The 17,883-nt window shown below is 69.9% G+C and carries 17 protein-coding genes and 1 tRNA gene; 14 read left to right on the forward strand and 4 right to left on the reverse strand.

The window, feature by feature from the left end; translation table 11 throughout:
* Nucleotides 1–106: 106 nt before the first annotated feature.
* Nucleotides 107–179: transfer RNA gene (locus tag IEZ07_RS02500), tRNA-Leu, on the reverse strand.
* A gap of 114 nt (nt 180–293) precedes the next feature.
* Here IEZ07_RS02500 and IEZ07_RS02505 point away from each other — a divergent pair.
* From IEZ07_RS02505 to IEZ07_RS02530, 6 genes are all read left to right on the forward strand, one after another.
* A complete protein-coding gene (locus tag IEZ07_RS02505) occupies nt 294–911 on the forward strand; it encodes an ANTAR domain-containing response regulator (protein ID WP_275413742.1) in 618 nt (205 codons plus the stop codon).
* 371 nt (nt 912–1,282) lie between these two features.
* Nucleotides 1,283–2,437 (forward strand): branched-chain amino acid ABC transporter substrate-binding protein, encoded by a 1,155-nt coding sequence (locus IEZ07_RS02510; protein WP_191893254.1) that lies wholly within the window; start codon nt 1,283–1,285, stop codon nt 2,435–2,437.
* Between the two features lie 159 nt (nt 2,438–2,596).
* On the forward strand, nt 2,597–3,565 hold the full coding sequence (locus IEZ07_RS02515; RefSeq protein WP_191893255.1) for a branched-chain amino acid ABC transporter permease: 969 nt from the start codon (nt 2,597–2,599) through the stop codon (nt 3,563–3,565).
* Nucleotides 3,562–4,710 (forward strand): branched-chain amino acid ABC transporter permease, encoded by a 1,149-nt coding sequence (locus tag IEZ07_RS02520; RefSeq protein ID WP_191893256.1) that lies wholly within the window; start codon nt 3,562–3,564, stop codon nt 4,708–4,710. Before IEZ07_RS02515 ends, IEZ07_RS02520 begins: the two co-directional genes overlap by 4 nt.
* The gene (locus IEZ07_RS02525; RefSeq protein ID WP_301549297.1) at nt 4,707–5,519 is read left to right on the forward strand and encodes an ABC transporter ATP-binding protein; all 813 of its coding nucleotides are present in this window, start codon (nt 4,707–4,709) and stop codon (nt 5,517–5,519) included. The genes IEZ07_RS02520 and IEZ07_RS02525 overlap by 4 nt, the downstream gene beginning before the upstream one ends.
* Nucleotides 5,509–6,273: an ABC transporter ATP-binding protein gene (locus tag IEZ07_RS02530; protein ID WP_191893257.1), complete on the forward strand. Its 765-nt coding sequence runs from the start codon at nt 5,509–5,511 to the stop codon at nt 6,271–6,273. The genes IEZ07_RS02525 and IEZ07_RS02530 overlap by 11 nt, the downstream gene beginning before the upstream one ends.
* Nucleotides 6,274–6,333: 60 nt before the next feature.
* Here IEZ07_RS02530 and IEZ07_RS02535 read toward each other — a convergent pair whose 3' ends face one another.
* Nucleotides 6,334–6,894, reverse strand: a complete 561-nt coding sequence (locus IEZ07_RS02535; RefSeq protein WP_191893258.1) for a DUF4352 domain-containing protein — start codon at nt 6,892–6,894, stop codon at nt 6,334–6,336.
* A 141-nt stretch (nt 6,895–7,035) separates the two neighbouring features.
* Between IEZ07_RS02535 and IEZ07_RS02540 the strand changes: the two genes are divergently transcribed.
* From IEZ07_RS02540 to IEZ07_RS02550, 3 genes are read left to right on the forward strand one after another with little or no spacing between them, the layout of a single operon-like run.
* On the forward strand, nt 7,036–7,908 hold the full coding sequence (locus IEZ07_RS02540) for an ABC transporter substrate-binding protein (RefSeq protein ID WP_301549298.1): 873 nt from the start codon (nt 7,036–7,038) through the stop codon (nt 7,906–7,908).
* Nucleotides 7,909–7,912: 4 nt separating this feature from the next.
* Nucleotides 7,913–8,770, forward strand: coding sequence for an amino acid ABC transporter permease (locus tag IEZ07_RS02545; RefSeq protein WP_153054044.1), 858 nt, complete (start codon nt 7,913–7,915; stop codon nt 8,768–8,770).
* A 5-nt stretch (nt 8,771–8,775) separates the two neighbouring features.
* Nucleotides 8,776–9,528: an amino acid ABC transporter ATP-binding protein gene (locus IEZ07_RS02550; protein ID WP_191893260.1), complete on the forward strand. Its 753-nt coding sequence runs from the start codon at nt 8,776–8,778 to the stop codon at nt 9,526–9,528.
* Between the two features lie 346 nt (nt 9,529–9,874).
* On the opposite strand, the gene IEZ07_RS02555 is transcribed toward IEZ07_RS02550, so the two are convergent.
* Nucleotides 9,875–10,222 (reverse strand): PaaI family thioesterase, encoded by a 348-nt coding sequence (locus tag IEZ07_RS02555; RefSeq protein ID WP_230881618.1) that lies wholly within the window; start codon nt 10,220–10,222, stop codon nt 9,875–9,877.
* A 143-nt stretch (nt 10,223–10,365) separates the two neighbouring features.
* On the opposite strand from IEZ07_RS02555, the gene polA reads away from it, so the two are divergent.
* From polA to coaE, 5 genes are all read left to right on the forward strand, one after another.
* Entirely contained in the window at nt 10,366–13,095 is a 2,730-nt protein-coding gene (gene polA, locus IEZ07_RS02560; protein WP_191893261.1) for a DNA polymerase I, read from the forward strand.
* Between the two features lie 150 nt (nt 13,096–13,245).
* A complete protein-coding gene (locus IEZ07_RS02565) occupies nt 13,246–14,337 on the forward strand; it encodes a polysaccharide deacetylase family protein (protein ID WP_191893262.1) in 1,092 nt (363 codons plus the stop codon).
* A 235-nt stretch (nt 14,338–14,572) separates the two neighbouring features.
* Complete coding sequence (gene rpsA / locus IEZ07_RS02570) at nt 14,573–16,057, forward strand: 30S ribosomal protein S1 (protein WP_068894090.1); 1,485 nt, start codon at nt 14,573–14,575, stop codon at nt 16,055–16,057.
* A 299-nt stretch (nt 16,058–16,356) separates the two neighbouring features.
* Entirely contained in the window at nt 16,357–16,806 is a 450-nt protein-coding gene (locus IEZ07_RS02575) for a GNAT family N-acetyltransferase (RefSeq protein ID WP_191893402.1), read from the forward strand.
* A 109-nt stretch (nt 16,807–16,915) separates the two neighbouring features.
* Nucleotides 16,916–17,533, forward strand: coding sequence for a dephospho-CoA kinase (gene coaE / locus IEZ07_RS02580; RefSeq protein WP_191893263.1), 618 nt, complete (start codon nt 16,916–16,918; stop codon nt 17,531–17,533).
* 119 nt (nt 17,534–17,652) lie between these two features.
* On the opposite strand, the gene IEZ07_RS02585 is transcribed toward coaE, so the two are convergent.
* Nucleotides 17,653–17,865, reverse strand: coding sequence for a hypothetical protein (locus IEZ07_RS02585; protein ID WP_191893264.1), 213 nt, complete (start codon nt 17,863–17,865; stop codon nt 17,653–17,655).
* Between the last annotated feature and the right edge of the window lie 18 nt (nt 17,866–17,883).

Raw genomic sequence — 17,883 nt, forward strand, 5'->3', positions numbered from 1 at the left:
GCATACCGTACGTGTCCGGTGAGGGAGCGGCGGAGGCCGGAGGGCGGCGCAGGGACGGGAAAGCGGAGGAGCCACCCCGCGCTAGGCCGGGTGGCTCCGGGTGAGGTGCCCCGAGTGGGATTCGAACCCACACTCGATGGTGTTTGAGACCATTTCCTCTGCCGTTGGGATATCGGGGCCCGTTCCCGGTCCGGTGGGGACCGCGGCTGCCGGCTGTGATCTTAACCCAGGGGCGGATCGATCACGGGCACCGGCGTGGTTCCAATCTAGCGGACGTCGGTACTCTCTTGCTCGTGAGTACGCAGCGGCGAGTGGTGATCGCGGAAGACGAGGCGCTGATCCGCCTCGACCTCAAGGAGATGCTGGAAGAGGACGGGTATGCCGTCGTCGGCGAGGCCGGGGACGGGGAGAGCGCGGTCAGGCTGGCGTCCGAGCTCAGGCCCGACCTGGTGATCCTGGACGTGAAGATGCCCGTCCTGGACGGGATCTCGGCCGCCGAGCAGATCGTGTCGCAGCGGATCGCGCCGTGCCTGATCCTGACCGCCTTCTCGCAGCGGGACCTGGTCGAGCGGGCCAGGGACGCCGGGGCGATGGCCTACCTGGTGAAGCCGTTCACGAAGTCGGACCTGGTGCCGGCGATCGAGATGGCGGTGAGCCGGCACGAGGAGATCGCGGCGCTGGAGCGGGAGGTCGGCACCCTCTCGGAGCGCCTGGAGACGCGCAAGCTCGTGGAGCGGGCCAAGGGGCTGCTCATGGCCGAGCACGGGTGGAGCGAGCCGCAGGCGTTCCGGTGGATCCAGAAGGCCTCCATGGACCGGCGGCTGAGCATGCGCGAGGTGGCGCAGATCGTGGTGGGCGGGACGCCCGCACCGGAGGCGGACGGCGGGGGCGGTGAGGCCGCGGGAGCCTGACGGCGGCCGCCCGGCCCGGCGTCCCGCCGCGCGGCGGGACGATCTTTCGCGGTGAGCCCGCGCGCCCTCCGGAAACGGGGGGTGCGCGGGCTCTCGCGTGTCCGAAAGGTGGGACGGGAAAGATCGCAGGTCGGGGGTGCTGGCGGCCTTTGCGCTGGTAGATGAATAGGATCGGTGTAATAACGAAGCGGTAACGGCAGGCGTTCCTGTACCGACCTGTGACATCCGCTGGCTGTACTAACCGACACAACCTCCTGACCACCCCGTCAGGGGAGGGCATCTGTGAACTCGGTCCCGACGAAGGGCCGGGTGAAAGGAAGGCAACCTTGCGGCCTAAGACTGCTCGCCTCGGTGGAGTGCTTGCCGCCGGCATGGCGCTCGCCCTCGGTCTCGCTGCCTGCGGCAACGGCGGCTCGGAGACCACGCCGGCGGACGGCGGCTCCAACGCTGCCGCCCCGGGCACCGTCAAGATCGGCTTCATGGGTGACCTGACCGGTGCGAACGCCGGCATCGTCATCCCGCCGCGGAACGGTGCGAAGCTCGCCATCGACCAGTACAACAAGACCAATCCCGCGGTGAAGATCGAGCTGGTCGAGTACGACAGCCAGGCCGACCCGTCCAAGGCCGTCGCCCTGGCCCAGCAGGCCATCAAGACCGACAAGATCGTGGGTCTGGTGGGCCCGGCGTTCTCCGGTGAGTCGGCCCAGGTCGGCCCGGTCCTGGAGGAGGCGAAGCTCCCGAGCATCTCGGCCTCGGCCACGAACGTGAAGCTCGCCGAGAACGGCTGGAAGTACTGGCACCGCGTGCTGCCGAACGACGGCGTCCAGGGCCCCGGCATCGCGGACTTCATCGCGGGCGGCGCCGCCGCGAAGAACGTGTTCGTCATCGACGACAAGTCCGAGTACGGCAAGCCGCTGGCCGACGCGGTCCGCGCCCAGCTGGCCACCAAGGGCGTCAAGGTGACCAACGACTCGCTCGACCCGGCGGAGAGCGACTTCTCCTCGGTCGCGAACAAGGTCGCCGCGGCCAAGCCGGACGCGATCTTCTTCGGCGGCTACTACGCCGCCGGCGGCAACCTGCTCAAGCAGCTCCGCGACAAGAACGTGGACGCCAAGTTCCTCTCCGGCGACGGTTCGCTGGACAAGGGCCTGATCGAGGGTGCCGGCGCGGACAACGCCGAGGGCGCGCTCATCGGCTGCCCCTGCTACATCGCCACCCCGGACGTCACGGACGCCAAGGTGAAGGGCTTCGCCGACGCCTACAAGGCCGCCTACAACGCCGACCCGGCGATCTACGCCTCCGAGGGCTTCGACGCCGCGACGGTCTTCATCGAGGCGGTCAAGGCCGGCAAGACCACGCCCGAGGACATCAACCAGTTCATCTCCACGGTGGACATCGCGGGCGTCTCCAAGCAGGTGAAGTTCGCCCCGAACGGTGAGGTCGAGGCCAAGGACATCTACATCTACCAGGTCAAGGGCGGCGCCATCACGCTGCTCGGCAAGGCCGCGGAGGCGAAGCTGGGCTGAGTCCGCAGGCTCCGAGGAGAGTTGGTAGTCGGCGCGGGGAGCGGGATGGCCGCGGTGCGGTCCCCGCTCTCCGCGCACTTCCGGAAGGTTCACGAGATCCGCTGGAAGCGGCGGCTACCGGACAGTGCAGGCGATCCCCGCTAGAAGTGGTAATCCTCAGTGTTCAATGACTTCATCAATCAGTTCTGGCCGTCGACGGTCGACGGCCTGGCCTTCGGGTCGATCTACGCCCTGATCGCGCTCGGCTACACGATGGTGTACGGCGTGCTCAGGCTGATCAACTTCGCGCACTCCGAAGTGTTCATGATCGGCACCTTCGGCGCGATGTTCGTGCCGTTCGTGCTGGGCATCAACTCGGCGCTCACCGGCCTCGCGCTGGTCGGCGTGATCGTCTTGATGATCCTGGCCGGCATGCTGGCCTCCGCGGGCACGGCGGTGGCGCTGGAGCGCATCGCCTACCGGCCGCTGCGCCGCCGCGGCGCGTCGCGCCTGGCGGCCCTCATCTCCGCGATCGGCGCCTCGATCTTCCTCCAGGAGCTGTTCGCGCTCATCGTGATCCCGAACGTCTTCGACCGCCCCCAGCAGGGCCGGATCCAGATGGCCCTGCCCCAGATCATGGAGCGGACGGACCTGTTCTCGATCGCCGGTCACCCGGTCAAGCTGCACCAGGTGGTGGTCGTCGTGGCGGCCGTCGGCATGATGATCGTGCTGGACCGGCTGGTGAACGGCACGAAGATCGGCCGCGGCATCCGCGCCACCGCGCAGAACCCCGAGGCCGCGGTCCTGATGGGCGTCAACATCGACTCCGTCGTGCGGATGACGTTCCTCATCGGCGGCGGCATGGCCGGCGTGGCCGGCGCGCTGTACCTGATCGCTTATGAGAACACGAACTACTACATCGGCTTCCTCTTCGGCATCAAGGCGTTCACCGCGGCCGTCCTGGGCGGCATCGGCAACCTGCGGGGCGCCCTGGTCGGCGGAGTCACGCTCGGTCTGGTGGAGAACTACGGAGCGATCTTCTTCGGCTCCGACTGGAAGCACGTGATCTCCTTCACCATCCTCGTCTTGGTCCTGATGTTCCGCCCCACCGGCATCCTCGGTGAATCACTCCAGCAGGCGCGCGCATGAACGACAAGCAGACTTCCGTGGCAGGTTTCCGCCGGCGGCTGGGTCATGCCGGCGACGTGGTGCACGACCGCTGGCAGCAGGCCCCCGGCTGGCAGCGCTGGGCCGTCTACCTGCTCCTGATCGTGGCGGCGCTGCTGCTGCCGTCCGAGACCATCGGCAGCTTCATGTCGCCCGACACCGACTGGGCGACGATCCTGTTCTTCCCGATCGGCACCTACGTGCTGCTGGCCATCGGCCTGAACGTCGTGGTGGGCCAGGCGGGCCTGCTCGACCTGGGCTTCGTCGCGTTCTACGCCGTCGGCGGCTACGCGATGGCGCTGCTCGGCACCCGGATGGGCTGGAACTTCTGGGTCATCATGGTGGCCGGCATCCTGATCTGCGCGCTGTCGGGCCTTACTCTGGGCGCCCCGACGCTGCGGCTGCGCGGCGACTACCTGGCGATCGTCACGCTGGGCTTCGGTGAGATCATCCGCATCACCGCCCGGAACACCGATGAGATCGGCGGCCCGAACGGCATCCGCGGCATCCCGCACCCGCCGAGCATCGAGGGCATCTACATCGGCGACGTCGAGATCTTCAAGTACGGCGTGCTCGACCCGCGGCCCTACTACTACCTGCTGGTGGCCCTCGCCGTCGTGGTGATCATCCTGGTCAAGCGCTGGGAGAAGAGCCGGGTGGGACGCGCCTGGGCGGCGATCCGGGAGGACGAGGACGCGGCCGAGGTCATGGGCGTGCCGACCTTCCGCTTCAAGATGCTGGCCTTCGCCATCGGCGCCTCGATCGGTGGCGCGATGGGCGTGCTGTGGGCGGCCAAGTCCATCTCGATCAACCCGAACGACTTCCAGTTCCTGCTCTCGGCGACGATCCTGGCCGCGGTGGTCATGGGCGGCGCGGGCAACCTGCCGGGCGTCATGCTGGGCGCGTTCATCGTGGCGTGGCTGCCCGAGCGCTTCCGCGGCCTGCAGGAGTACCGCATGCTGATCTTCGGTGCGGTGCTCGTCGCACTGATGATCTTCCGTCCGGAGGGCCTGCTGCCGTCGCGCCAGCGAAAAGCGGAGCTGAAAGAGGGATCAGGCGGGATGGGTACGCTCGGTGCAGAGGTGCCCGGGCCGGAGTCGCACGGTGAGGAGGTGGCCTCCAAGTGAGCACCGAAGCGAGTGCTGCGGGCCAGGCGCGCGGTGGCCGCGCGATGCTGGAGCTGAAGGACCTCGTCATGCGGTTCGGCGGCGTCACGGCGCTGAACGACGTGAACCTGACGGTCAACGAGGGCGAGATCTTCGCGCTCATCGGTCCGAACGGCGCCGGCAAGACCACGGTGTTCAACGTGGTGACCGGCGTCTACCGGCCGACCCAGGGCGAGGTCCGCTTCCTGGGCGAGAAGATCAGCGGGACCAAGCGTTTCAAGATCACCCGTAAGGGCGTGGCCCGGACGTTCCAGAACATCCGGCTGTTCCACAACATGACGGCGGTCGAGAACATCATGGTGGGCGCGGACGCCCACCACCGGTCCGGCATGGTGAGCGTGGCGCTCGGCCTGCCCTGGCACCGCCAGGCGGAGCGGGACGGCCGGAAGCTGGCGATGGAGCTGCTGGAGTTCGTCGGCATCCCGCACCGCGCGCACGACCACGCCAAGAACCTGCCCTACGGCGACCAGCGGCGCCTGGAGATCGCCCGGGCACTGGCGACCGACCCGAAGCTGCTGCTGCTGGACGAGCCCGCCGCGGGCATGAACCCGGCGGAGAAGGTGGCGCTGCAGCAGCTCATCCGCGACATCCGGGACGCCGGGCGGACGATTCTGATCATCGAGCACGACATGAGCCTCATCATGGGCATCAGCGACCGCATCGCGGTGCTGGACTTCGGCCAGAAGATCGCCGACGGTCTGCCTGACGAGGTGCGGAACGACCCCCGGGTCGTCGAGGCGTATTTGGGGGCACCGGCAGATGCTTCTTGAGATCAAGGACATCCACGTCCACTACGGCAAGATCGCGGCGCTCAAGGGCATCTCGGTCGAGGTGAACGAGGGCGAGATCGTCACGCTCATCGGAGCGAACGGGGCGGGCAAGACGACCACCCTGAAGACGATCTCCGGGCTGCGCGGCCTGACGTCGGGGAGCATCGTCTTCGACGGCCAGGACATCAGCAAGATGCCCGGTCACAAGCGCGTGATGGCGGGTCTGGGGCAGGCCCCCGAGGGCCGCGGCATCTTCCCTGGCATGACGGTCCACGACAACCTGCTGATGGGCGCCTACACCCGCTCGGGTGACTTCGGCGCCGAGCTCGCCGAGGCCTACGAGCTGTTCCCGCGGCTGGCCGAGCGTCGCAACCAGGCGGCCGGCACGATGTCCGGCGGCGAGCAGCAGATGCTCGCCATCGGCCGGGCGCTGATGGCCAAGCCGAAGGTGCTGCTGCTGGACGAGCCGTCCATGGGCCTGGCCCCGCTGCTGGTCCAGCAGATCTTCGACATCATCGAGGAGATCAACCGGCGCGGCGTCACGGTGCTGCTGGTGGAGCAGAACGCCCAGCAGGCGCTGAAGCTCGCCCACCGGGCCTACGTGCTGGAGACCGGCAGGGTGGTCAAGAGCGCCCCCGCGGCGCAGCTGCTCGACGACCCCGACGTGCAGGCCGCCTACCTCGGCGGCGGTCTCGGGCACGACGCGCCCGCACCGGGGCCGGCCGCGGCCGAGCCGCCCGCGGGCGAGGCGTGAGCCGTACGGTGTGATCACGGGCGGACCCGCCGCGACGGCGGGTCCGCCCGTTCGCGCGGCTCAGCCCAGCGGCACCGTGACGCCGTCCGTGCGGGTGTAGCCCAGCGGCGGGTCGCCGTACAGCCGGATCCCGGTCACCGAGGCCTCCTCTGGGACGTCGAACCACAGGTCCATCTCGACCCGGACGCCGGCGCCCAGCAGGAAGACGTCCGGCTGCCGCTTGGTCGCCTGGGCGAACGCGTCGACCGGGTGGGCCGCGCCGTCGGAGGTGAGCAGCCGCTGCCTGCCGGCGTCGAAGCGGGAGTTGGTGCGCCCGGGGTTGTCGGCGACGATCCGCACCACCACGTACTGGCCCCTGGCCTGCCACTCGGCGTGGCTGGCGAAGAAGCCGCTGAGCCCCTTCTGCAGGCCGATCACCTGGAACCGGGTGTCGCCGTCCTGCACGGGGGCGGCCATGACGCGGATCTCGCCGGGCCTGACGGGACGGGGCGGGAGTTCGTACGTCGGCGTCGCGGCGGCCCGGCGGGCGGAGTCCGTCCGGGGCTCCGGGCGCCCGGAGCAGGCGGCGGCCGGCAGGAAGAGGAGTGCGGCGGCCGCGACGGCCACGGCGGTGCGGGGCATGAAGATCACGCTAGATCGGGGTACGCGGGAGTAATACGCACGGCTGAACTTGTTGTCCGAATCGTGTCACAGCGGTGACCTGCCCTGCCGTACCTGTGGGGCAGCATCACCCGCATTGAGGTATCCATGCAAAGAGCGACATTGACCGAGAAGGAGGCCGTCGTGGGCCTGAGTTTCATTCCCCGCCGGGCGCTCGCGGTGGGCGCCGTGGTCGTGGCCGGCGCGCTGAGCCTGTCGGCCTGCGGCGGTGGCGACTCCACCACCGCCAGCCCGAGCGCGGGTGCCTCGTCCAGCGCCCCGGCCGCCGACGGCCCCAAGCTGGTCACCCCCGGCAAGCTGACCACCTGCACGAGCCTGCCGTACCCGCCCTTCCAGTACAAGGAGGGCGACAAGGTCGTCGGCTTCGACGTCGACATCGTCGACCTGGCCGCCAAGAAGCTCGGTGTGACGCAGGAGATCGTCGACATCAAGTTCGACTCGATCAAGAGCGGTGCGGCGCTCAACGCCGGCAAGTGCGACGTGGCCGCCGCGGGCATGACCATCACCGAGGAGCGCAAGGCCAACCTCGACTTCTCCGACCCGTACTTCGACGAAGTGATCGCCTTCCTGTCGCCCAAGGGCAAGAAGATCAACACGATCGAGGAGGTCAAGGCGGGCAACCTGCGCTTCGGCGTGCAGGCGGCGACCACGAGCCTCGACTACGCCAAGAGCAAGGGCTTCGACCCCAAGCAGTTCGACGACGCGGGCAAGCAGATCGCCGCGCTGCAGGCAGGTCAGGTCGACGTGGTCCTGCAGGACCTGCCGGTCATCAACGACTGGCTGAAGAAGCCCGAGATCGCCGAGAAGTTCGAGCTGGGCGGCATCATCGAGACCGGCGCCCAGTACGGCGTGGCCGCCAAGAAGGGCAGCACCGAGCTGGTGAAGGCCCTGAACGACGCCATCTCCGCGGCCAAGGCGGACGGCAGCTACGACACCATCTACGAGAAGTGGTTCGGGAAGAAGCCGGGCGCCTGATTCCATGTCAGAACAGTCCACGATGACCGGGCCTCCGGTCGGCCCCTCCGGAGCGTCCTCCGGAGGGGCGGGGCTCAGTCCCCGTCAGCGGCGGAACATCAGCCGCGGCGTCCAGTACGCCGTCTTCGTCGTCCTCGCCGCCCTGGTGGTGAGCTGGGCCGATTGGGCGGCGATCCGCGAGCACTTCCTCGACATGAAGGTGGCGGAGAACCTCTTCCCGGAGATCTTCACCATCGCGCTGAAGAACACGGTGATCTACACGGTCTCCGGGTACGTCCTGGGCTTCTTCCTGGGACTGGTGGTCGCGCTCATGCGGCTGTCCTCCGCGGCGCCCAACCGGTGGATCGCACTCGTCTACATCGAGGTCTTCCGCGGCCTCCCGGCGGTGCTGGTCTTCATCCTGCTCGGACTGGCGGTCCCGACCGCGTTCCCGGGCATCCGGTTCCCCTTCGACGAGTACGGCGTCGTCGCGATCGCCCTCGGCCTGGTCTCGGCGGCCTACATGGCCGAGACGATCCGGGCGGGCCTGCAGGCGGTGCCGCGGGGCCAGATGGAGGCGGCGCGCTCGCTGGGCATGTCGTACTCCAGGGCCATGATCACGGTGGTGATCCCGCAGGCGCTGCGCATCGTGATCCCTCCGCTCACCAACGAGCTGATCCTGCTGTTCAAGGACTCCTCGCTGGTGTTCGCGATCGGTGTCACCTCGGCGACGAGCGAACTGACCAAGTTCGGCCAGGACATCGCCACCGAGTACGCCGACAGCACGCCGCTGCTGCTGGCCGGTGCGACCTACCTGCTCATCACGATCCCGCTGAGCATCGTGGTGCGGCGGCTCGAAGCACGCCAGGCTAAGGCGCGGTGAGGGACATGGCACACGCAGTAGAGATCAGGAACCTGCACAAGTCGTTCGGTGCGCTGCAGGTCCTCAAGGGCATCGACTTCACCGTCGACCCCGGCCAGGTGGTCTGCGTCATCGGACCGTCGGGTTCCGGCAAGTCCACGCTGCTGCGCTGCGTGAACCTGCTGGAGGAGCCCACCTCGGGCCAGGTGGTGGTGGACGGGGTCGAGCTGACCCACCGTGACGTCGACATCGACGCCGCCCGCCGCCGGGTCGGCATGGTCTTCCAGCAGTTCAACCTCTTCCCGCACATGACCGCGCTGGAGAACGTCATGATCGCCCAGCGCCGCGTGCTCAAGCGCGGCAGGGCGGAGGCGGAGCGCATCGCCGTGGAGAACCTGGAGAAGGTGGGCGTCGCCGACAAACGCGACTCCTATCCGGCGCAGCTCTCCGGCGGCCAGCAGCAGCGGGTGGCGATCGCCCGGGCGCTGGCGATGAGCCCGGCGCTGATGCTCTTCGACGAGCCCACCTCGGCGCTCGACCCGGAGCTGGTCGGCGACGTGCTCACGGTCATGCGCAAGCTGGCCGAGGAGGGCATGACCATGCTGGTGGTCACCCACGAGATGGCGTTCGCCCGAGATGTGGCGGACCGGGTGGTCTTCATGGACGGCGGCGTCATCGTCGAGGACGGCCCGGCCGAGCAGGTCATCGGCGCGCCGCGGCACGAGCGCACCAAGTCCTTCCTGCGCCGGGTGCTGGACCCGACCCACACCGACGTCTGAGCCCTCCGGAGGGTTCGCAGACCGTGGCCCGTCCCCCTTCCCCGGGGGTGCGGGCCACCGGCGCGTCCGGGGCAGGCGGCGAGAACGCCGGGGAGGGGTGCGGGTGCCCTGCGCCTGCGGGGCGCGAGAACGCCGGGGAGGGGCACGAGGACGCCAGAGGGAGGGGTGCGGGTGCCCTGCGGGGCGCGAGCCCGCGGGGAGGCCTTTGGCGCCGTGTGGAGCTTCCCCGACTCCGCACGTTTTCTACTCGGCCCCCCGCGGGCGTCGCCGTCACCCACCGTAACCCCACCGGAGCCGACAGCGCAAAGATATGCGCCGCCCGCCCGGACTTCTTCGGACGCCGCCCTCAGGGGGCGTCGCGGAGCATGCAGGTGAGCCGGGAGGTGCACACGCGCCGGCCCTGCTCGTCGGTGATCTCGATGTCGTAGGTGGCGACCGTCCGGCCGCCGTGCAGGCGGGTGGCCACGCCGGTGACCAGGCCGGAGGTGGCCGAGCGGTGGTGGGTGGCGTTGATCTCGATGCCGACGGCGATGCGGCCGGGGCCGGCGTGGAGGGCCGAGCCGACGGAGCCGATGGTCTCGGCCAGGACGCAGGACGCGCCGCCGTGCAGCAGGCCGTACGGCTGGGTGTTGCCCTCGACGGGCATGGTGGCGACGACGCGCTCGGCGCTCGCCTCCAGGATCTCGATGCCCATCCGCTCGACCAGGGTGTTCCTGTGCGCGCCGCCCAGCAGTTCCTCGATGGGGGACGTCTCGTCGGGATCGGTCATGGTCAAGGGGTGACTCCTCGTCAGGCGGGACCAGGTTTTCTGTCGCATCAGGAGACTAGGCTTCTGCTGTGCCGAAGAGTGAAGCGACCCCTACTCGTCCGTGTCTCCTGCTGCTGGATGGGCATTCTCTGGCCTATCGGGCGTTCTACGCACTCCCTGAGGAGAACTTCTCCACCTCCACGGGGCAGAAGACCAACGCCATCTACGGGTTCACGTCGATGCTGGTCAACGTGCTCCGCGACGAGCGGCCGTCCCACGTGGCGGTCTGCTTCGACCGCTCGGAGCCGACGTTCCGGCACGAGGAGTACGCCGGCTACAAGGCCACCCGCAGCGCCAGCCCGGACAGCTTCCGCAGCCAGATGAGCCTGATCCACGAGATGCTCGACGCGCTGCGCGTCCCGCACCTGTCGCTGGCCGGCTACGAGGCCGACGACCTGATCGCCACGCTCGCCACCCGGGCCGCCGCGCAGGACATGGACGTGCTGGTGGTCACCGGCGACCGCGACGCGCTGCAGCTCGTCGACGAGCGGATCACGGTGCTGATGACCCGGGTCGGGATCAGCAACATGACGCGGTTCACCCCCGAGGCCGTGCTGGAGAAGTACGACCTCACCCCGGCTCAATACCCCGACTTCGCCGCCATCCGCGGCGACGTCAGCGACAACCTGCTGAACATCCCGGGCGTGGGGGAGAAGACCGCGGCCAAGTGGATCAGGGAGTTCGGCTCTCTGGAGGAGCTGGTCGACCGGGTCGACGAGGTCAAGGGCAAGGCCGGCGAGAAGCTCCGCGACCACCTCGACCAGGTCCTGATGAACCGCCGCCTGACCCAGCTGGTGCGCGACGTGCCGCTGGAGCAGGAGGTCGCCGGGCTGAGGGTCGGCGAGCTGGACCGCGCCGAGATCGACAAGATCCTCGACACCCTGGAGTTCCGGGGCGAGATCCGCGAGCGGCTCTTCAAGACCCTCGGCTCGGCGGAGTCCGGGTCCGAATCCGGCGCCGGGGACGGCTTCGAGGTCGACGTCGTCGTGCTCGGCCCCGGGGAGGTGGCCGGGTGGCTGGAAGCGCTGCCCGAGGGGCGGGCCGGCCTGGCCTTCACGGGGGCGTACGGCAGGGGCACCGGCCGGATCGACGGTGTGGCGATCGCCGCGCCGGCCGCCGGGCAGGAAGGCGGCGCGGGCGGCTCCCGGGCGGCGTTCGTCGACCCGTCCGGGCTGACCGAGGCGGACGAGGCGGCGCTGCGCGCCTGGCTGGCCGACGAGGCCAGGCCCAAGGCGGTGCACGACGCCAAGGGGTTCATGCTGGCGCTCTGGGCGCAGGGGCTGGAGCTGCGCGGGCTGTCCTGCGACACGGCGCTGGCCGCCTACCTGGCGGCCCCGGGGCAGCGCTCGTTCGTCCTGGAGGACCTGGTCCGGGTCTACCTCGGCCGCGAGCTGAAGGGCGAGGCCCCGGCGGACGGGCAGACCTCCCTGTTCGACGACCAGGAGGCCGACGCGGCCCGCGACCTCGCGCTGAGGGCCTCGGCCGTGCGCGACCTCGCGGGCGCGCTGGAGGCGTTCCTGGAGCCGCGGGCGGCCACCGGCCTGCTGCGGGACGTGGAGCTGCCGCTGGTGACCGTCCTGGCGGAGATGGAGCGGACGGGCATCGCCGCCGACCGCGACCACCTCGGCGGGCTGGAGGAGGAGTTCCGGGCCGCGGTGAAGCAGGCCGTCGAGGCGGCCCACGCGTCGGTGGGCGAGCAGTTCAACCTGGGCTCGCCCAAGCAGCTCCAGGAGATCCTCTTCGTCAGGCTGGGGCTGCCCAAGACAAAGAAGATCAAGACCGGCTACAGCACCGACGCCGACCAGCTGGCCTGGCTGGCCGCGCAGACCGAGCACGAGCTTCCGACGATCATGCTGCGCCACCGGGACCAGGAGAAGCTGCGGGTCACAGTCGAGGGGCTGATCAAGGAGATCTCCGACGACGGGCGGATCCACACGACGTTCGAGCAGACGGTGGCGGCCACCGGGCGGCTGAGCTCCAAACAGCCCAACCTGCAGAACATCCCGATCCGCACCGCCGAGGGCCGCCGCATCCGGCAGGGGTTCACGGTCGGCTCCGGCTACGAGACGCTGCTGACCGCCGACTACAGCCAGATCGAGCTGCGCATCATGGCGCACCTGTCCGGCGACGAGGCGCTGATCGCCGCGTTCGAGTCGGGGCACGACTTCCACCAGGCGACCGCGGCGCGGGTCTTCGGCACCGAGCCGGAGAAGGTCACCGGCGAGATGCGCGCCAAGATCAAGGCGATGAACTACGGGCTGGCCTACGGCCTGTCCGACTTCGGGCTGTCCGCGCAGCTCGGCATCCCGGTGCCGGAGGCCAGAGGCCTCAAGGAGGAGTACTTCGAGGAGTTCGGCGGCATCCGCGACTTCCTCAACGCGATCGTCGCCCGGGCCCGGCAGGACGGCTACACCGAGACCATCCTCGGCCGCCGCCGCTACCTGCCCGACCTCAACAGCGACAACCGCCAGCGCCGCGACATGGCCGAGCGGATGGCGCTCAACGCGCCGATCCAGGGCTCGGCGGCGGACATCATCAAGATCGCGATGCTGCGGGTGGGCGCCGCGCTGCGCGAGGCGGGCCTGGATTCGCGGATGCTGCTCCAGGTCCACGACGAGCTCGTGTTCGAGGTCGCGCCGGGTGAGCTGGAGACCCTGCGCGAGCTGGTCCGGACCCGGATGAACACCGCCTACGAGCTGCGCGTCCCGCTCGAGGTGTCGGTGGGCGTCGGGCGCACGTGGCAGGACGCCGGCCACTGACCGCCGGGCCGGTGGTGGGGGTGCTGCGAGGGCGCTGTGAGGTGTGTCCGGGCTTGTCCTGGTCTGTTCTAGGGTTGGACGGCAGGCCGACACCTCGACGGGCACGGGAGTCTTGTGCGCAGTCCAACCCCCCCTCTCACGCGGTTCATCATGCTGGCCAACGTCGTGGTCGTGGTCATCGCCACCGGGGTCCTGTTCCTGCTGCCCGACCCGCCCGGGACCGCCGGGCCGTCCGCCCCGGCCTCCGCGCCGGGGCGGCAGGCGCAGGGCGCCGTCCCGACGCCGGCGCCCACCCCGGAGCCGGACCTGCCCCCGGCCGACCTGCCCCAGCCGATCACCGCCACCCCGGAGTTCGCCCGGCAGGTGAAGGCCAACGAGGCCGGGATGGTCCCCGTGATCATGTACCACCGGATCGTGAAGAAGCGGCGGGCCTCCATCGACCGCACCCCCGACCAGGTGCGCAGGGAGATGGAACGGCTGGCCAGGGACGGCTACGTGCCGGTCACCGCCCGGGAGTTCGCCACCGGGCGGATGGACATCCCCGCGGGCAGGCACCCGGTGGTGCTCACCTTCGACGACGGCCACCCCAGCCACTTCGCGCTGGACGACGCGGGCATGCCGGTGAAGGACACCGCGGTCGGGATCATCTACCAGGTGGCGAAGAAGTACCCCGGCTTCCGGCCGGTCGCCACCTTCTGGGTCAACCGGCAGCCGTTCGGGCTGCAGAGCCGGGCCGACCAGGCACGCGCCGTGCGGTGGCTGTCCTCCCGCGGGTTCGAGGTGGCCAACCACACCTGGAGCCACCCGTACCTGCCGGGCCTGGCGAAGAAGGGCATCGCCGAGCAGCTGGTCCGCGTCGAGCGGATGCTGAAGGCGCTCGGCGCCGGCCCCTCGGAGACGCTGGCGCTGCCGTTCGGGGCGATGCCGCGCAAGCGGTCCACCGTGCAGAAGGGCTCCTGGGACGGGACGGGGTTCGCCTTCAAGGCCGTCTTCCTGGCCGGCGCCCAGCCGTCGGTGTCGCCCTTCGCCAAGGACTACGACTGGCGGGCCGTCCAGCGGATCCAGAGCAACGGCAAGAAGGGCGAGTGCCGCAAGTGGTGCTCGCAGTACTGGCTGGAGTGGCTGGACAGGCACCCGGGCGAGCGCTACACGGCCGACGGCGACCCCGAACGGATCTCCATCCCGAGGAAACTTCGGGGTAATATCAGCTCCAAGCGGAGGGGGCAGGTCAACGCCTATTAGGCGTCCCTGTCGCCGTTGCGGCCTTTACGTGCCTCCTGGTGCGGGGTCCTTCCGGATTGACCAGGCTGCTCTGGTCTCATATGCTGATCGCTGCGCTGTGGGCTCGCGCGTGTCTCGGACGGAGTGGGCTCGCGCTCGATCACGTCGATGCGAACTCCTGTCTCGGCTGAACGATAAGAAGCCTGCCGCGCGTTCGCCACATCGACATCTGTCCGCGTTCGGAGCAATTCCACACATGACGAGCAGCACTGAGGCCACCTCGAGCACCCCGCAGGTAGCGGTCAACGACATCGGCTCTGAGGAAGAGTTCCTCGCAGCGATCGACCTGACCATCAAGTACTTCAACGACGGCGACATCGTCGAGGGCACCGTCGTCAAGGTCGATCGAGATGAAGTTTTGCTCGACATCGGCTACAAGACCGAGGGTGTGATCCCCTCGCGTGAGCTCTCGATCAAGCATGATGTCGACCCGGCGGACGTCGTCGAGGTCGGTGAGCACGTCGAGGCCCTGGTCCTCCAGAAGGAGGACAAGGAAGGCCGTCTGATCCTGTCCAAGAAGCGCGCTCAGTACGAGCGGGCCTGGGGCACGATCGAGAAGATCAAGGACGAGGACGGCATCGTCACCGGCACGGTCATCGAGGTCGTCAAGGGTGGTCTCATCCTCGACATCGGCCTGCGCGGCTTCCTCCCGGCCTCCCTGGTCGAGATGCGCCGGGTCCGCGACCTCCAGCCGTACGTCGGCCGCGAGCTCGAGGCGAAGATCATCGAGCTGGACAAGAACCGCAACAACGTGGTTCTCTCCCGCCGCGCCTGGCTGGAGCAGACCCAGTCCGAGGTTCGCCAGACGTTCCTCAACACCCTGCAGAAGGGTCAGGTCCGCAAGGGCGTCGTCTCCTCGATCGTCAACTTCGGTGCGTTCGTGGACCTCGGCGGCGTCGACGGTCTGGTCCACGTCTCCGAGCTCTCCTGGAAGCACATCGACCACCCCTCCGAGGTCGTCGAGGTGGGCCAGGAGGTCACCGTCGAGGTTCTCGACGTGGACATGGAGCGCGAGCGCGTCTCCCTGTCGCTCAAGGCGACGCAGGAAGACCCGTGGCAGCAGTTCGCCCGCACCCACCAGATCGGCCAGGTCGTGCCGGGCCGCGTCACCAAGCTGGTGCCGTTCGGTGCGTTCGTCCGGGTCGAGGAGGGCATCGAGGGCCTGGTCCACATCTCCGAGCTGGCCGAGCGCCACGTCGAGATCCCCGAGCAGGTCGTCCAGGTCGGCGACGAGATCTTCGTGAAGATCATCGACATCGACCTCGACCGTCGCCGGATCTCGCTCTCGCTCAAGCAGGCCAACGAGGGTGCGATGGGCGCCGACGTCGAGTTCGACCCCACGCTGTACGGCATGGCGGCGACCTACGACGACCAGGGCAACTACATCTACCCCGAGGGCTTCGACCCGGAGACCGGCGAGTGGCTCGAGGGCTTCGACAAGCAGCGCGAGGAGTGGGAGCGGCAGTACGCCGAGGCCCAGACCCGCTTCGAGGCGCACAAGAAGCAGGTCGAGGAGGCCCGCAAGGCCGAGGCCGAGGCGGGCGAGGCGGCCCCCACGTCCTACTCCGGTGAGACCCCGTCGACCTCCTCCAGCGGCTCCTCCGCTCCGGCGGCCGGCGCCCTCGCCTCCGACGAGGCTCTCGCGGCTCTGCGCGAGAAGCTCGCGGGCGGCCAGAGCTGAGGCCTTGAGGCCGCGGTGAAGCAGCAGCAGTAAGCACGGTTCGCAGAAGGGCCCCGCTCCGGCGGGGCCCTTCCGCGTTCCGGGGCGGGGCCGGCCCGGGAGGCTCCGGGCCGTCCCGGGGCCAGAACGTCCCGGGACGCCCCAGGGCGGTCCTGGCTTGAGGACCTTGCGGACCCCGTGGGGGGCGAGCGTCCCGGACGTCCCGGGACGGCCCTCAGACGCCCGGAGCGGCCCTGCCGGGCGATGACGGTGGGGGAATGGCCCCGAGGGAAGTGCGCGGCTAAGGTGACGCCGTGACGATGATCGAGCGGGCGGAGCCCGCGGAGGCGGGGGAGATCCTCACCGTGCAGCGCGCGGCGTACGTGACCGAGGCCCAGCTCTACGGGGACCCGTTCATCCCGCCGCTGGTCGAGTCGGCCGAGCAGGTCCGCCGGGCCGTCGAGTCGGGCACCGTGCTCGTCGCCCGGGACGGCGGGCGGATCGTCGGCGCGGTCCGGGGTCAGACCTCGGAGACGACCTGCCGGGTCGGGCGGCTGGTGGTCGCGCCCGACGTGCAGGGCCGGGGGATCGGCGGGGCGCTGCTGGCGGCCCTGCACGAGGAGGTCGCCGAGGCGCTCGCGTTCGACCTGTTCACCGGGCACCTGTCGGAGGGCAACCTGCGGCTCTACCGCCGCCACGGCTACCGGGAGACCCGCCGGGAGCGGATGAGCGACCACCTCACCCTGGTGCACATGCGCCGCCTGCTCTGAGCCGCCCTCCCGCGCCCGCCGTGCGCACGGAGGTGAGCGGACGAGGGGTCCGGGCCCGCGCGCCGGGCCGGGAAGACCGCGGGGGAGCCGTGCCCGTATGCTGCGGACCATGCTGAAGGTCGGACTCACCGGCGGGATCGGGTCGGGTAAGAGCGAGGCGTCGCGGCGGCTCTCGGACCGGGGGGCCGTGGTCATCGACGCGGACAGGATCGCCCGTGAGGTGGTCGAACCGGGGACCGAGGGGCTGGCGGGGGTCGTCGCGGTCTTCGGAGACGAGGTGCTCCGCGCGGACGGCTCGCTCGACCGGGAGAGGCTGGGCGCCATCGTCTTCTCCGATTCCGAGAAGCTGGCCGCGCTCAACGGCATCGTCCACCCGCTGGTCGGCGCCCGGGTCGCCGAGCTGCAGAACCAGGCGGCCGAGGCCGACGAGGCCGCGATCGTGGTGTACGACGTGCCGCTGCTGGTGGAGAACAACCTCGCCCCGATGTACGACGTGGTGATCGTCGTGGACGCGGCCGACGAGGTGCGCCTGGACCGGCTGACCGGCGCGCGCGGCATGTCCGAGAAGGACGCGCGCGCCCGGATCGCCGCCCAGGCAGCCCGCGAGGACCGGCTGGCGGTCGCGGACATCGTGATCGGCAACGAGGGCTCACTGGAGGAGCTGGACGCCCGGGTGGACGAGGTGTGGGCGGAGCTGTCCGCCCGGCGGGCGAGCCGGGCGCGGTAGCGACCGGCTCACCCGGGCCCGTCTCCCGGTCGGGTTCCGGGCGGCCCGCCGACGGCATCGGGCCCGGTCACGGCCCCGGAGACGCCAGCCCCGGCACCGGGGCCGTCACCGAGGCCGGGTCACGCGTAGAGGAACCAGTAGCCGTACTGGGGGGTGCACGTGTACGACGTCCACCACCCGTCCTGGATGCCGAGGTTCCCGACCCGGTGGCAGTCCCAGTCGTAGTAGTAGACGTTGCGGAGCGTGGCCGCCTGCGCGGGCGCCGCTCCGACGGACAGCGCCAGTCCGGTGGCCAGGACGGCAGAGGCGAGCAGAGTCCCTGTCCTGCGCATCGATCCTCCTGTGGGGGG

It is taken from the genome of Planomonospora parontospora, assembly GCA_014647935.1.
Classification (GTDB): domain Bacteria; phylum Actinomycetota; class Actinomycetes; order Streptosporangiales; family Streptosporangiaceae; genus Planomonospora; species Planomonospora parontospora.

Bases quoted from the DNA above. Each gene is read 5' to 3' on its own strand.
- IEZ07_RS02510 (WP_191893254.1), top strand. From the start codon at position 1,283: ATGGCGCTCGCCCTCGGTCTCGCTGCCTGCGGCAACGGCGGCTCGGAG.
- IEZ07_RS02520 (WP_191893256.1), top strand. From the start codon at position 3,562: ATGAACGACAAGCAGACTTCCGTGGCAGGTTTCCGCCGGCGGCTGGGT.
- IEZ07_RS02530 (WP_191893257.1), top strand. From the start codon at position 5,509: ATGCTTCTTGAGATCAAGGACATCCACGTCCACTACGGCAAGATCGCG.
- IEZ07_RS02535 (WP_191893258.1), bottom strand. From the start codon at position 6,894: ATGCCCCGCACCGCCGTGGCCGTCGCGGCCGCCGCACTCCTCTTCCTG.
- IEZ07_RS02545 (WP_153054044.1), top strand. From the start codon at position 7,913: ATGTCAGAACAGTCCACGATGACCGGGCCTCCGGTCGGCCCCTCCGGA.
- IEZ07_RS02550 (WP_191893260.1), top strand. From the start codon at position 8,776: ATGGCACACGCAGTAGAGATCAGGAACCTGCACAAGTCGTTCGGTGCG.
- IEZ07_RS02555 (WP_230881618.1), bottom strand. From the start codon at position 10,222: ATGGGCATCGAGATCCTGGAGGCGAGCGCCGAGCGCGTCGTCGCCACC.
- IEZ07_RS02565 (WP_191893262.1), top strand. From the start codon at position 13,246: ATGCTGGCCAACGTCGTGGTCGTGGTCATCGCCACCGGGGTCCTGTTC.
- rpsA (WP_068894090.1), top strand. From the start codon at position 14,573: ATGACGAGCAGCACTGAGGCCACCTCGAGCACCCCGCAGGTAGCGGTC.
- IEZ07_RS02575 (WP_191893402.1), top strand. From the start codon at position 16,357: ATGATCGAGCGGGCGGAGCCCGCGGAGGCGGGGGAGATCCTCACCGTG.
- coaE (WP_191893263.1), top strand. From the start codon at position 16,916: ATGCTGAAGGTCGGACTCACCGGCGGGATCGGGTCGGGTAAGAGCGAG.
- IEZ07_RS02585 (WP_191893264.1), bottom strand. From the start codon at position 17,865: ATGCGCAGGACAGGGACTCTGCTCGCCTCTGCCGTCCTGGCCACCGGA.